Source organism: Marinobacter sp. M5B (assembly GCF_042604615.1).
Taxonomy (GTDB): Bacteria; Pseudomonadota; Gammaproteobacteria; order Pseudomonadales; family Oleiphilaceae; genus Marinobacter; species Marinobacter salarius.
In genome coordinates, this window is the sequence record NZ_CP156894.1 from 4,017,893 (window position 1) to 4,032,349 (window position 14,457).

Genomic DNA, 14,457 nt, shown 5'->3' on the forward strand with positions numbered 1-14,457 from the left:
GTGCCTGCCGGATGTTGCCATCCGGCATCCCTCAATCCAAATCCCGTTGCCTTCTATCAGGCCGGGTTGTGGTCGATCAGTGTGTCCTTGTTGCGGGCGAACTCGTCGAACGGAAAGTCGTCGACGGTCAGCATTTCCAGGACCACAGCTTCGTACTCACGCATGAACTCGGCCTCTTCCTTGGTGAAGATATCCGCTTCCAGTGCGGCTTCGAAGCGTTCTTCCGGATGCAGCGCGTCCATCGGCAACTGCCCCTTGGCATACGCCTTGGTGACTTTGCGATAAAGCTGTTCGGCTTTGTCGTAATCCTTCAGCAAGTAGTTGTATTGAGCAATAGGGTTCTCAACGGCCCCCTTGCCTTCGCCAGCCGTTGTCCAGGCACCGGCAAGCAGCTTCTCCCGCACCGGGCTGTCGGTGGAGATGGCTTTTGCCAGTTTGCGGGAGAGGTCATCATGGGGTTTGTCCCAGCGACGACCGAGGGGCATGGTGATGGCGCGCAGAGCCAGGGCTACCGGCCTATTTGGCAGGTTCTGAAGGAATTCGTCCATGGCGTTTTCAGCACGATACAGCAGCAGTGCCAGACTGTATTCCATCAAGTCCCGTTCACCGTCAACCGGCTGTGTTTCATGCCAGTTCTTGAGCACCATGGAGGCCAGATAAAGGTTGGCCAGCACGTCACCAAGGCGGGCCGAAATCAACTCACGCATTTTCAACTCCGACCCCAGTGTGGTCATTGCGGCGTCGGCGCACAGGCCGAAGGCGGCGCTAAAGCGGGCCACACCCTGAGCGTATTTGCGTGAATCGTGAGCAAACGGCACGTCGGGCTTGCCAATGCCCAGAGCCTGAGTGAACGCACGGGCGGCGTTGCCGAAGATCAGGCCGGCGTGGCCAAAGAACACATCATCGAACGCGTCGATGTCATCGTTGTCTTTGGCCGCCAGCTCTTTCAGCACATAGGGATGGCAGCGTATTGCACCCTGACCAAAGATCATCAGGCTGCGGGTCATGATGTTGGCGCCTTCCACGGTGATGGATACCGCCGCCCCACTGAAGCCAATACCGAGGTAGTTGCGGGGCCCCAGGGTCACCGTTTTTCCGCCGTGTACGTCCATCGCATCGGTCAGCACCGCACGCTGCATTTCGGTCAGGTGGTATTTCAGGATGGCCGACGGCACGGCCGGCTTTTCGCCTTTGTCGATCAGGTTCGCCGTCTGGTTGACGGCGGACTGGGCGATGTAAGTCTGGGCTGCGATGCGAGCCAGGGGCTCCTGCACGCCTTCCATATCCGCCACAGGTGTATTGAACTGGCGGCGAACTCGGGTGAAGCCGCCAGCGGTACCCACGGAGTAGGCTGCCGCACCAGCTGCGCCGGATGGCAGAGTAATACAACGCCCCACTGACAGGCACTCAACCAGCATGCGCCAGCCCTGCCCCGCCATTTCCTGGCCACCGATGATGTAATCCAGCGGAATGAACACGTCGGTGCCCTTGATAGGGCCATTCATGAATGGCGTGCCGATGGGGCAATGCCGGCGGCCGATTTCCATACCCTTGGTATTGCGGGGAATCAGCGCACAGGTAATGCCGTAATCCTTGGTGTCGCCCAGCAGTCCGTCCGGGTCGAACATGCGGAAGGCGAGCCCAACCACAGTGGCAACCGGCGCCAGGGTAATCCAGCGCTTCTCGAAGTTGAGGCGCAGACCCAGCACTTCCTTGCCCTCGAATTCGCCCTTGCAGACCACACCGGTATCCGGCAGCGAGGTGGCGTCGGAGCCAGCGCGGGGACCGGTCAGGCCAAAGCAGGGAATTTCGCGGCCATCCGCCAGCCGGGGCAGATAGTGGTTCTTCTGTTCGTCGGTGCCGTACTTGACCAGCAGCTCACCCGGGCCGAGGGAGTTGGGCACGCCCACCGTGACCATCAGCATTTCGTTGGCCGCCAGCTTCTGCAACACCGCTGTCTGTGCCTTGGCGGAGAAGTGCAGGCCTCCGTATTCCTCTGGAATGATCATGCCGAAGAATTTCTCTTTCTTGAGGAACTCCCACAAATCCGCCGGCAGATCAGCACGTTCCACGGCCAGGTCCCAGGCGTTGCACATGGAAATAGCCTGGGTGCACTGGTTATCCACAAAGGCCTGCTCTTTCTCAGACAGGCCCGTGTTGCGGTTGATCAGCAGGCTGTGCCAATCAGGCCGTCCGGTAAACAGCTCGCCATCCCAACTGACGGTCCCCGCTTCCAGGGCCACTTTTTCGGTATCGGACACCTTGGGCGCCACTTTCTTGAACATGGCGAAGACCCGTGGGGTCAGCCAGCTCCGGCGAAACCCCGGCAGGCCTGCAGCGGCGGTAACGGCGGCGCCGATGAACAGGATGAGCGCGAGTAGACCCGACGCCAGAAACAGTGAAAGCAGACCTGTTACCACCATCACCCCGATAGCGGGTTTGGCACCGGATTCCTTGCGCATCACAACAAGAAGGCCGGTAACAGCAGCAAGAAACAGTATGAAAGTCATCATGGATACTCTCTGTCGTCCGTGGTTTTGAATGTCAAAAACTACATTCTGTTACGTTCAACCTACCTGATCAGATGAATCCTGGCCAGCAACTGGTTCACCATCAGGCAGTTACAATAACGCGAATGCCTTCCAGGGACAGGCTGGCCTGCCCCAGTAATGTCTCTGCGGCACCCAACTGTTTACGGAAGAAGTCGATTTCGTCGTTCCGAATGGTCGGATTGACCTTCTTCATCGCCTCAAGACGCTGGATTTCCGGCCCGAACACGTCTCTGACCTGAGCCAGGGCCGACGTTTTCAGGGGTTCCAGGTGCGGCTCGGCCAGGCGTTCGGCATGATCGACCATGGTTTCCACCTGCGGGCGAATCTGCGGCACGATGGCCTGGGCGGTCCGCCTGCGAATGTTCGAGCACATATCGTTGAGGCGGTCGTGAGGCAGGGTTGCCGACAAGTCACGCCCGTTCACATCCACCAGCAACCTCAACGGCGAGACCGGCAGGTAGCGGGACAACTGCAGCGATTCAGGCGCCGGGCAATGTACGGCATATAGGGCCTCCAGCAACAGGGTGCCAGGTGGCAGCGCCTTGACCGTCATACTGGCCAGAGCTGCCTTACCCAGCCCGGAACTGGTGACCGATTCCATGATACCGGTCACCAGCGGATGCTCCCAGCTCATGAAGGCCATGTCTTCACGTTCAAGGGCCTGCTGACGACTCCAGGTAACGGTCAGGCCGTCTTCCGGCAGTTCGGTCACGTGTCCGGCCTGGTATTGCTCTCCCGGCCTCAGCACGTCGGCATGCTCTGAATGATCCTCGACATCAACGCCGAGGATATCGCAGGCCTCGATCATATAGTCACGGAGCTGGGCAGATTCTTCCTCGGACTCGATCTGGCTGGTCAACGCCTCTGCCACGTCCGGACGGCAGGAGTTAAGCTCGATGAGTGCGTCGCGACCGTTGCGCAACAACGCACGCAGGCGCTCGGCCTCGGCAAGGGAGGCATCCACCAGTGCCGGCAGATCGTCCGTCGCACCCTCAATCACGGCTCGCCACTGCGCGGCCACGTGATCGTGCACAGCGACACCCACGGAGCAACTTTCGTTGAACGCGTTCAAGCCGTCCTCAAACCAACGGTACTGGACCTCCTGGGCCGTTCCCTGCAGGTAGGGAATATGGATGTCGATGGTGTCGGTCTGGCCAATCCGGTCGAGCCGGCCGATGCGCTGTTCCAGCAAATCCGGGTTGGCGGGCAGGTCGAACAGGATCAGGTGATGGGCGAACTGGAAATTGCGCCCCTCACTGCCGATTTCCGAGCAGATCAGCGCCTGGGCGCCCTGTTCGGTGTCGGCGAAGTAGGCTGCGGCCCGGTCGCGCTCGATCAGGCTCAGGTGTTCATGGAAGGCGGCGCTACGGATACCGGCACGCAGCTGCAGATAGTGTTCCAGGGCCATGGCGGTCGAAGCGTGGGCACAGATCACCACCACCTTGGCCGGCTTCAGGCCTGTCAGGGTCTTCTCCAGCCAGGCGACACGGGGATCGTCCGCCAGCCATTGTTCTTCGTCCACGGCCGTTTCGGGCGTTAACCCGGCAACGCCCTGGCAAACATCTTCTTGCCGGTAGAGTTCCGGGCAGGGTAACGCAACCGGTAGCGGATGGCGCTCCGGGAATCCCTTGATGGCGGCGCGGGTGTTCCGGAACAGCACCCGACCGGTACCGTGACGATCCAGCAAGGCGTCCACCACAGCCTGCGCCGGTTCCTGGGACGCCATCAACTCTTCAAGCTCATCACCCAGCCAGCCCTTGAGGGCCTTCCGGTCCGCGTCGGAGAGAGCGGTTATGCCTTGCTCTCGGATATGGGAAACCACCCCATTGATCACTTCGTACTGCTTTTCCTCTTCCCGGAAGGTCTCCAGATTGTGAAAACGTGCCGGGTCCAGTAATCTCAGGCGGGCAAAATGGCTGGCCACCCCCACCTGCTCCGGGGTTGCGGTCAACAGCAGCAAGCCATTGCTGGCGTCTGAAAGCTGCTCGACCAGCCGATATTCAGGGCTTGCCACCTCCGGGCTCCAGGCCAGGTGATGGGCCTCGTCCACCACCATCAGGTCCCAACCAGCGGCAACGGCATCCGCCTGAGCCTGTTCGCTGGTCATCAGGAAATCCAGGCTGCACAGTGCAAGCTGTTCACTCTCGAACGGATTTTCATCGGCATCGGTCAGGTCGTCACCCTCTTCCGACAACCCCTCCAGATCTTCCATGGCCTCATACCGGCTGCGATCAATGATCGAGAATCGCAGATTGAACCGCCGCAGCATTTCCACCAACCACTGATGCATCAACGAATCCGGCACCACGATCAGCACGCGACGGGCACGGCTGGTATGCAACTGATAATGAAGAATCAGGCCGGCCTCAATGGTTTTGCCCAACCCCACTTCGTCTGCTAACAGAACCCGAGGGGCAAAGCGCTTGGCCACTTCGTGAGCGATATAGATCTGGTGTGGCAGGTGCTGCGTGCGCGCACCGATCAGGCCCTGGGCCGAGGATGCCCGTAACCGGTCCAAATGTTGCGCGGTGGCCATCCGCAGGCGAAACGCACCGTTGCGATCAAACTGGCCGGCAAACAGCCGCTGGTGGGGGGCTGAAAAGTCCACAGAACTGCTGAGTTTTACCTCGGAGACCTGGATCAGGTTTTCCCCGCCATCATCGGCGTGATACATCAGAACGCCGCCAATATCCTCCACGGCCCTCACGGTGTAGCGTTCGCCGTCGAAGGTCTCGATAGTCTCGCCAATCTGGTAGATGATCCTCGACAGCGGAGCATTGTCGATAGCGTAGGTGCGCTCCTCGTCCGCCGCCGGGAAACCCAACGTCACACGGCGGCCTGAGATATCCGTGACAATACCAAGGCCAAGCGCGGTATCACTGTGACTAACCCAGCGCTGACCAATTACAAATTCCGATGTATCCAAGAAACCTCCGACAGATTTAACTCACCGTAACTGCTTTATACGTCTGTGTTCGAGGGACCGTTCTCACGCACCCAATAGGCAGTGGCACCACAAACTGCGGCTGGCACCACCACCAGATTCAACACTGGCACCATGGCCGCCAATGCCACCGGCAGGCCAAACCCGAGGGCCGACAGGCGGGTATCACCCAGCAGGCGCCGCAAGGCCGGGAAACTGACCCTATGGTTGTCCGCCGGGTAGTCCACGTACTGCAGCGACATCATCCAGCAATTGAAGACAAACCACAGTACCGCCGCCACCAGGTTGACCACCGGGATAACACCGATGATGAAAAGGCCAATGGCCCGGGGCAGGTAGTAGAGGATTTTCTGCACCTCCCGCCAGAGAGAACGGGGGATGTCCCTTATAATCTGACTCCAACCGTCATCGGTGCTGACCACCTGACCGGTCAGGTGCTTTTCCGTCAATTCCGCCAGGTAACCGTAAAAGGGCGAGCCGATCAGGTTCGCCAGGATCACGAACCCGTAAGCCAACATCAACAGGATGACGACGCCGTAGAGAATCCAGAACAGCCAGTCGAGGCTTTGCAGCCACGCCCAATCCGGTAACCAGCTCATGGCTGCGGCAATCATCGCTGTAAAGAGTTCAGCCAGAAAGTAGAACAGGAGGCCGAATAACAGAATGTTAATAACCAGGGGGATAACAACAAACAATCTCAGTCCGGGCTGCCGTATCAGCCGGAATCCTTCTCCAAGGTAACCCAGGCCGCGGAAAAAATTACCTTTCAACATACCTCGCAGCACCTCAGCTTCGATGACAGTGATGGGGCGCAAAGCATATCATGTTGCAAACTCCACCACAGCCCGACGGTGACCATGGCATTCCTGAGGCAACGCATTCTGATTCTGCTCGAGTATCAGCCTTTTTGGCGGGCGATGCTGGTTCTTTCGGCCGCCGCCATCATCTACCTTGCAACCACCAGCCAACCCTACCCGATTCCCTCGGCAGCCAGCGACAAGGTCAATCACCTGCTGGCGTTCTTCCAGTTGACGGTGGTTACCCGGCTGGCTTGGCCGAGCTTGGGGAAACTGTGGATTGTCATTGGCCTGCTGGTGTTCGGGCTGAGCATTGAGCTTGTCCAGGCCCAGCTCCCCTACCGGACCTTTGCCATTGCCGATATTCTCGCCGACGCTGCGGGCATTGCTATCGGGTTACTGCCATGTCTCGGATTTATAAGACCACACCCGCAAAACGACCGGGCCATCGCTCAGGTTAACAGCCGTCAATAAAATACCTTGCAGCGGACTTGAGACATCAACTCGCATCCGTGTGAGACATTTCCTACAAACACGTAAGATCTTGCTGCGACATAACGTAGGCTTCCCTGACCGGAGCATCCGCCGACATCTCAATTAACTGAAATTAAAGAACTTATAATTGAATCCCTGCCAACATAGTCGCTTTGGCGTGCACAGTTCACATGTTTGTAAAACTGCGATTGGTATAGTGATCACATCAAGGATGACAGGGAAACGGACGACGCACTGGATGCACCCCGGCAATTGGATGCAGGGAGAAGCAGGGACACAGGGATGGCTCGCTTAAGGGAGACCTCTTCGGATTGCCGGCTCGGACGCCGGCACCAGGGACTGGCAAGGGAAACCGGCAACAAGGTAGTTGCCAACAGCGCAGGGACGCGACACCTGTTCCGAGAAAGGGTAACCGAAAGGCTGCCCTTTTTTTTCGTCCGCTCTCAGGCCATCGAGCCCTGTCCTGCCAGGTACACCCGTACCCGATTAAACTCCTCAAACTCATTCAGGTCGGGCCAGGTGCGGCCTTCGATCACTTCCTGTTGCCGGTAGTGATCGTCACCCAGGTTCCGCAAGCGGGAATCCGCCAGTATCACCAAAGGCGCGGCGCGCCTGAACTCGGACAGCAGCGGGCGATTTTCCGGGTCATACAACACGTCCGCGGCGGTCACAACGTCCACATCTCTCGGTTGCGTTGCCCAATCGTCACTCAGGGTCACCGACACGTCATTTAACCTGGCGTTCGCCGCGGCCGCGTCCAGTGCAGCCTGGTCGATATCGCAGGCAATGGCCTCCCTCGCCCCGGCCATGGCGGCAGCGATGGCAACCACCCCGGAACCGGATCCAAAATCCAGCACCTTTTTGCCCTTCACCAGGTGTGGATGTGCCAGGATATAGGCCGCCAGTACCTGTCCACTGGCCCAGCAAAACGACCAGTACGCCGGCTCTGCAACCACCGCCTGCGCCTCTTCGTGGCTCAACGGGCCTTCCAGTACCCCTGGGTCGGACAGGTAGAGGATGATGTCGGGGCAACCCGCCGGGGCTGTTACGGCAACCTGACCTCGGCTGAGGGTTTTCCGAAGATGTTGATCCAGAATATCGGGGGTCATGGTTACTCCGGGACACAGGCCTGATACGGCACGCATTGTAGCGGCAGCGGCGCGGTGGTACACCTGCAGGCGAGCAAAAAAACAGCATGTTCGTTATACTGCTGCCTCATTTCCCGCACGAATCCGAACCTGCCATGCCGTCCAGACCCGATACCAGTGACTATCTCTCCCTGTTCCTGAACGACGTTCCGCTCATGGACGTAAGGGCCCCGATCGAGTTCAGCAAGGGCAGCTTCCCGAATGCGATCAATGCCCCCCTGATGAACGACGAGGAACGCCACAGGGTGGGCATCTGCTACAAGGAAAAAGGTCAGGACAAGGCTATTGAACTGGGTCACCAACTGGTTTCCGGGGATCTGAAGGCGCAACGCATCGAAGCCTGGAAGCGATTTACCGCCACAAACCCGGACGGCTACCTGTTCTGCTTCCGCGGCGGCCTGCGTTCGCGGCTGACCCAACAGTGGATCAAAGACTCCGGTATCGAGTTTCCGCTCATTCAGGGTGGCTACAAGGCCATGCGTCGCTTCCTGATCGACAGCCTGGAAGCCCTCACTGCATCGTCCGAGTTCGTTGTTCTCAGCGGACGCACCGGTACCGGCAAAACCCGCGTGCTGAATCAATTGCCCAACCCTGTTGACCTTGAAGGGTTGGCAAACCATCGTGGTTCCAGCTTCGGCCGTCAGGTGACGCCCCAACCGGCACAGATTGATTTCGAAAACCGCCTGGCTGTTGCCATGCTCAAGGCCCATCATCACATCGGCGGGGCGGTGTACCTGGAAGATGAAAGCAGACTGGTGGGCCGGTGCGCCCTGCCGGAAAGTCTCAGGAACCGAATGGCAGCAGCCCCTTTAATGGTCCTGGATCAACCGATCGAGGAGCGAGTACGAATTATCCGCGAAGACTATGTTGACCAGATGACGGCCGACTACGTGGAGCGTGACGGCACAGAAGCAGGCTGGCTCAACTTTCGCGACTACCTTCTCAGCGCCCTCGACAGAATCCGCAAACGCCTCGGCGGTGAGCGCCATCGCCGACTGCGGCTGATGATGGAAAATGCCCTCGACCGCCAACACCAAACCGGAGAAACCGGTGCGCATCATGAATGGATCGAGGCACTGTTGCAGGACTACTACGACCCCATGTATGACTATCAGCTTAGCCAGAAGCAGGGCCGCGTTGTTGTGAAGGGGGGGCCGGAAACCATCATCGGGTGGGCCAGTCGTTGATTTACAACGTATAGCGCTTCCACGCAATCCGGACACGCATGTTGTACGTTTGCCACAAACCTCTGCTATAACAAAATGCAGGCAAATCTCAATTGAACAGCCGTTGTCCCTGTCAGATTTCAACCAACAAGCCACTACTACTGAACAAGGAGTCACTGAATGGAAGATCTTCTGGGAACCGACATTAATGCCTCAGAGCTATGGGACCAGGCACTCTCGTTGGTCATGACCTACGCCCCCAAGGTCGTCCTGGCTATCATCACGCTGGTACTCGGCCTCTGGCTGATCAATCGTTGTATCGGTGTTCTCGATAAAAAGCTGGGGGCGAAAGACCCGACACTTAACAAATTCCTGTGTGGCCTGATAAGCGCCATCTTGAAGGTCATGTTGCTGATCTCCGTGGCGTCGATGATCGGCATCGCAACTACGTCCTTCATCGCAGTCATTGGTGCCGCCGGCCTCGCCATTGGCCTAGCGCTCCAGGGCAGCCTGGCCAACTTTGCCGGCGGTGTGCTGATTCTGATCTTCAAGCCGTTCAAGGTCGGTGACACCATCGAAGCCCAAGGTTACCTGGGCGCCGTCGCTGAGATCCAGATTCTCTACACGGTAGTGAACACCTTTGACAACCGCCGTATCGTTATCCCCAACGGCAGCCTGTCCAACGCCACCCTGGTAAACGTCAGCATCTATGACAAGCGCCGCTGCGACATGACCTTCGGCATTCACTACGACGACGACATCGACAAGGCCAAGGCCATCCTCCAGCGCCTGTTCGACGAAGACGAGCGTTCGCTGCAGGACCCAGCACCGCGTATTTGCGTGGGCAGCCTGGGTGATAATTCCGTTAACCTGATGTTCCGAGCCTGGGTCGCCACCGATGACCTCTGGCCGTACTACTGGGACATGCACGAAAAAGTGAAGAAGGCGTTCGACGCCGAAGGGATCACCATTCCGTTCCCACAGCGGGATGTGCATGTCTACAACAAATCAGAGTGATTGGTATCTCATTAACACACACTGTTACTCGCATTCTGAACAGCCTCAACTAAGCTGACCAGTAATGGCGATGAAGTTGCATCAGCGGCTTCATCGCCAACCACCGGGGCCGGGGCAATTGAAACCACCGGTTCCAGTACCGCTGTCATTGCTGGTAGGAGGTTGTCACTATGCCGGTACAGCAGTTGAAGGAATACTTCGATCAGGCAGGCGTGGAGTATATGTGCCTGTCTCACCCCCCTGCGTTCACCGCCCAGCAACTCGCCCACCATGTCAAAATCGCCGGCGACCGGGTCGTGAAAACCGTCATTATCGAGCTGGATGGCAAAATGGCCATGCTGGTCATGCCCGCTACCTGGCGTATCCGCTGGGACCGACTGACCCACATCCTCGATACTGATTTTGTCGACCTTGCGGACGAACAGGAATTCCAGGACCGCTTCCCCGAGTGCGAAGTGGGCGCCATGCCACCGTTCGGCAACCTGTTCGATATGTCCGTGTATTGCGCAGAGGCACTGACCCGGCAACCGGAACTCGCCTTTGCCGCTGGCAGCCACACCGAATCCATCCACATGAAGACGTCAGATTTTCTGGAACTGGTGCATCCGATGGTGTTGGAGCAGGGATTTGTAAAACCAGGCGCGCAAAAGCCAGCCTGGCTCAAGGGCCGCGCCCGCAGGGCTGAGTCCCTGACCGGCAGCCCTACCGCCAACCTGGCCGGTTACTGACACCAAAAACCGGCCCAGGCTTGATCCGGACGGCTTGTCTGGATGCGTCCATCGCGTAAACTGGGCGTATCAGACAGGAACCCGTTATGACTCAAGCCTTTGATATTGTGATTGTCGGTGCCGGCATGGTCGGTGCTGCCCTCGCGACCGGACTTGGCCGCAGTGGCTTCCGCGTGGCCCTGGTTGACCGTGGCTCCGCCCCTGAATTCGATCCCTCACTGCCTCCGGACATCCGCGTATCAGCCCTGAGCGCCGGCAGTGAGCGCTACCTCAACGATCTTGACGTCTGGCCCGGCATGCTCGCCATGCGTGCCACACCCTACGCCCGCCTGGCAGTATGGGACGAGACCCGCCACCCACTCAGCAACCTGCTGCCCCGCAAGGTCGCCGATGTGGTGTTTGACGCCAGCAACCTGTCCGCCCGACACCTGGGGCATATCGTTGAGAATCGCATCACCCAACAAGCACTGTGGAACAGCGCCGCGTCTCTGAACTCGGTCTCCCTGTTTCCAGACAACGCCGTCAGTCACCTCGAAAACGGCGACCACCACGCGGCTGTGACCCTGGAGGACGGCACCGAACTCGAGTGCCAGTTGGTGGTAGGCGCCGATGGCGCAGCATCCGGCGTCCGGGAACTGGCGGGCATTGGCGTAAACAAGGATCAGTACCAGCAACAGGCGATGGTCATTTCGGTTCGCTACCAGGGCGCAGTGGAAGACATCACCTGGCAGGGCTTCTACCCATCCGGCCCCCGCGCCTTCCTGCCGCTGCATGCCGCTGGCAATGGCGAAAGCTGGGCGTCTCTGGTGTGGTATGACTCGCCGGAGCAACTAGCGCACCTGAAATCGCTGGACAACCGGGCATTGATGGCGGAAATACAGAACGCCTTCCCGCCGGAATTGCCACTACTGACGCACATTGAAGCCAAAGCCAGCTTCCCGATTGCCCGCCAGCACGCCAAAACCTATATGAACAATCGTGTCGTGCTGGTGGGCGACGCCGCCCACACCATCAACCCGCTGGCCGGCCAGGGCGTCAACCTGGGTTTCCAGGACGCCCACTGCCTGCAGACCGTCATCCGCGAGGCCAAACGCGCCGGCTGCGACCTGGCCGATCCGGAGTGGCTGACCAAATACGAGCAACAACGCCGCCCGGCCAACCGCCGTATGATGATGGCTATGGACGTGTTCTATCACCTGTTCAGCAACCGCACGCCGCCGCTGCACCTATTACGCAATCTGGGCCTGGGCGCCGCGAAAGCAATGCCATTTGCCAGAAACCGGGTGGCCAAATACGCTATGGGCATCGACGACGAACTGCCCCCGCTGATCCGCCAACTGGCGGAGCGACTGCCGGGGATGAAGCAACTATAAACCGTTTCACAAGCCTCAACTCACAACAGGGAATCATCATGGCGGAAACCATTTTCACCAAGATCATGAACCGGGAAATCCCGGCGGACATCGTTTACGAAGACGACATCAGCCTGGCGTTCAAGGACATTAACCCACAGGCACCGGTACACCTGCTGATCATCCCGAAAAAGGAAATCGCAACGATCAACGATATCGAAGAAAGCGACCGCGAACTGGTGGGGCACTTGTACTGGGTTGCTGCCAAACTGGCGAGAGAGATGGGCTTTGCCGACGATGGCTATCGGGCAGTCATGAACTGCGGCGAAAACTCAGGCCAGACGGTGTTCCACATCCACCTGCACCTGCTGGCCGGAAAACCACTCGGTTGGCCGCCCTATACTGACAGAATGAAGCAAGCCTGATGGTTTTAGGTAGTTGTTGCCGAGGCCAGCTCAAAGCTTGATAGGCCGGTGGGCGGTACGGCTTTCCGGGATCTATCTTTCGCCATGGATGGCGAAAGCTAAGCGCCCAGGGAGGGCTTGAGCGTGTCCCGGAAAGCCGTACCGCCCATCGGCCCTGCCACCAAATTCAGACCGCCTAAGCTTCAGCGACCAACGACTTTTTCGGCTTCCTCAACGGGCGTATGCCGAACATCCTCGCCTTTGACCATGAAGATCACATTCTCGGCAATGTTACAGGCGTGATCCCCCACCCGCTCCAGAGCACGGAGAATCCACATCACCGACATACAGCGGGAAATGTTGCGGGTGTCTTCCATCATGAACGTCAGCAAGGTCCGCGTGGCGGCCTGGTATTCCTCATCCACCCGCTTGTCTTCCTTCATGATCCGCAGCGCCTGCTCCGAATCGAGACGGGCAAAGGCGTCCAGGGCATCGTGCAACATGCTAAGAACATGATTGCCAATGTGGCGCACTTCCACGTAGCCACGAGGTGCCTGACCTTCCTCTGACAGCTTGATGGCGAACTTGGCAATTTTCTTGGCCTCGTCACCCACCCGCTCCAGGTCCGCCACCATCTTGATCACCGAAATCACCAACCGCAGGTCGCGGGCGGTGGGCTGGCGACGGGCGATAATCAGGGTTGCTTCCTCGTCGAGGTCGATTTCCATCTGATCGACTTTCTTGTCCGTGGCACGAACTTCGTCCGCCAGGTGGCCGTCGTTGTCCACCAATGCGGTAATCGCACGGTCAACCTGGGACTCCACCAGGCCGCCCATCTCGAGGAACTCGCTCTTCAGAGCCATCAGTTCGTCATTGAACTTATGCGAAATATGATCGCCGTAAACATCGTCCTTTTTATCTGGCATGACTGTGTTCTCCAGTGTTCAACAATACCGGCGTTAACCGAAACGGCCGGTGATATAGGATTCGGTGAGTTCGTGCTCGGGCGACGTAAACACCTTGTTGGTCTCGTTCACTTCCACCAGGTGCCCCAGATGGAAATACGCCGTTCGATTCGATACACGGGCTGCCTGCTGCATCGAGTGGGTCACGATCACAATGGTGTAGCTCTCGGACATTTCAGCCATCAACTCTTCCACCCTTGCGGTTGCAATGGGATCCAGCGCAGAGCAAGGCTCATCCATCAGAATAACCTCCGGGCTCACGGCAATGGCGCGCGCAATGCAGAGGCGCTGCTGCTGGCCACCCGACATTCCGGTGGCCGTCGCATCCAGGCGGTCCTTGACCTCGCTCCACAAACCCGCCTTGCGCAAGCTGTTCTCGACGATGTCATCCAGATCGGACTTGCGGTTTGCAAGGCCATGAATCCGGGGACCATAGGCCACATTGTCATAGATGGACTTGGGGAACGGGTTGGGTTTCTGGAACACCATACCCACCCGCGCACGCAGTTCGACAACGTCCCGGCGACGGTCATAGATGTCCTGGTCGTCCAGTTGCAGTGACCCCGTCACCTTGCAGATTTCGATGCTGTCGTTCATTCGATTGAGACATCTCAGAAACGTGGACTTGCCGCACCCAGAAGGTCCAATAAAGGCAATGACCTCATTCTTCGCCACATCCAGGCTGATGTTCTTGATCGCCCGGGTATCACCGTAGGAAACATTGACGTCTCGAAGCTTGAATTTGGCATTGTCGGCAAACGGCTCTCCCACCGTTTTGCCTTCCTCAATAATCGTTTCCTCGGGCTGTTCCCGCACCGGAGTAACCGTTTCAATCTCTTGGTGATCGGCTTCTTTGGCAATCGTTGGGTTCATCGTATTCATCGTTTAT

General features: G+C 58.4%; 12 protein-coding genes. 6 read left to right on the forward strand and 6 right to left on the reverse strand.

The features are described 5' to 3' along the window. Window positions 1–56: 56 nt before the first annotated feature. From AAGD24_RS18270 to cysZ, 3 genes are all read right to left on the reverse strand, one after another. Window positions 57–2,510: an acyl-CoA dehydrogenase gene (locus AAGD24_RS18270; protein WP_379867370.1), complete on the reverse strand. Its 2,454-nt coding sequence runs from the start codon at window positions 2,508–2,510 to the stop codon at window positions 57–59. A 103-nt stretch (window positions 2,511–2,613) separates the two neighbouring features. Next, window positions 2,614–5,478, reverse strand: coding sequence for an RNA polymerase-associated protein RapA (rapA, locus tag AAGD24_RS18275; RefSeq protein ID WP_379865848.1), 2,865 nt, complete (start codon window positions 5,476–5,478; stop codon window positions 2,614–2,616). Window positions 5,479–5,513: 35 nt separating this feature from the next. Further along, window positions 5,514–6,269 (reverse strand): sulfate transporter CysZ, encoded by a 756-nt coding sequence (gene cysZ / locus AAGD24_RS18280; RefSeq protein WP_379865850.1) that lies wholly within the window; start codon window positions 6,267–6,269, stop codon window positions 5,514–5,516. A gap of 84 nt (window positions 6,270–6,353) precedes the next feature. Here cysZ and AAGD24_RS18285 point away from each other — a divergent pair, with 84 nt between their 5' ends. Then, on the forward strand, window positions 6,354–6,767 hold the full coding sequence (locus AAGD24_RS18285; RefSeq protein ID WP_379865852.1) for a VanZ family protein: 414 nt from the start codon (window positions 6,354–6,356) through the stop codon (window positions 6,765–6,767). Window positions 6,768–7,231: 464 nt separating this feature from the next. Here AAGD24_RS18285 and AAGD24_RS18290 read toward each other — a convergent pair whose 3' ends face one another. Beyond that, window positions 7,232–7,897, reverse strand: coding sequence for a 50S ribosomal protein L11 methyltransferase (locus AAGD24_RS18290; RefSeq protein WP_379865854.1), 666 nt, complete (start codon window positions 7,895–7,897; stop codon window positions 7,232–7,234). Window positions 7,898–8,031: 134 nt separating this feature from the next. Between AAGD24_RS18290 and mnmH the strand changes: the two genes are divergently transcribed. The 5 genes from mnmH (at window position 8,032) to AAGD24_RS18315 (ending at window position 12,624) form a co-directional block, all read left to right on the forward strand. Then, window positions 8,032–9,123: a tRNA 2-selenouridine(34) synthase MnmH gene (gene mnmH / locus AAGD24_RS18295; protein ID WP_379865856.1), complete on the forward strand. Its 1,092-nt coding sequence runs from the start codon at window positions 8,032–8,034 to the stop codon at window positions 9,121–9,123. Window positions 9,124–9,282: 159 nt separating this feature from the next. Next, complete coding sequence (locus AAGD24_RS18300) at window positions 9,283–10,119, forward strand: mechanosensitive ion channel family protein (protein WP_007155609.1); 837 nt, start codon at window positions 9,283–9,285, stop codon at window positions 10,117–10,119. A gap of 170 nt (window positions 10,120–10,289) precedes the next feature. Further along, window positions 10,290–10,847, forward strand: a complete 558-nt coding sequence (locus AAGD24_RS18305) for an aminoacyl-tRNA deacylase (RefSeq protein ID WP_379865858.1) — start codon at window positions 10,290–10,292, stop codon at window positions 10,845–10,847. Window positions 10,848–10,933: 86 nt separating this feature from the next. Beyond that, complete coding sequence (locus AAGD24_RS18310; protein WP_379865860.1) at window positions 10,934–12,220, forward strand: FAD-dependent monooxygenase; 1,287 nt, start codon at window positions 10,934–10,936, stop codon at window positions 12,218–12,220. A gap of 38 nt (window positions 12,221–12,258) precedes the next feature. Then, on the forward strand, window positions 12,259–12,624 hold the full coding sequence (locus AAGD24_RS18315; RefSeq protein ID WP_379865862.1) for a histidine triad nucleotide-binding protein: 366 nt from the start codon (window positions 12,259–12,261) through the stop codon (window positions 12,622–12,624). Between the two features lie 182 nt (window positions 12,625–12,806). Here AAGD24_RS18315 and phoU read toward each other — a convergent pair whose 3' ends face one another. Further along, the gene (gene phoU / locus AAGD24_RS18320) at window positions 12,807–13,529 is read right to left on the reverse strand and encodes a phosphate signaling complex protein PhoU (RefSeq protein ID WP_292049618.1); all 723 of its coding nucleotides are present in this window, start codon (window positions 13,527–13,529) and stop codon (window positions 12,807–12,809) included. A 33-nt stretch (window positions 13,530–13,562) separates the two neighbouring features. Further along, the gene (gene pstB, locus AAGD24_RS18325; protein ID WP_007153894.1) at window positions 13,563–14,450 is read right to left on the reverse strand and encodes a phosphate ABC transporter ATP-binding protein PstB; all 888 of its coding nucleotides are present in this window, start codon (window positions 14,448–14,450) and stop codon (window positions 13,563–13,565) included. Between the last annotated feature and the right edge of the window lie 7 nt (window positions 14,451–14,457).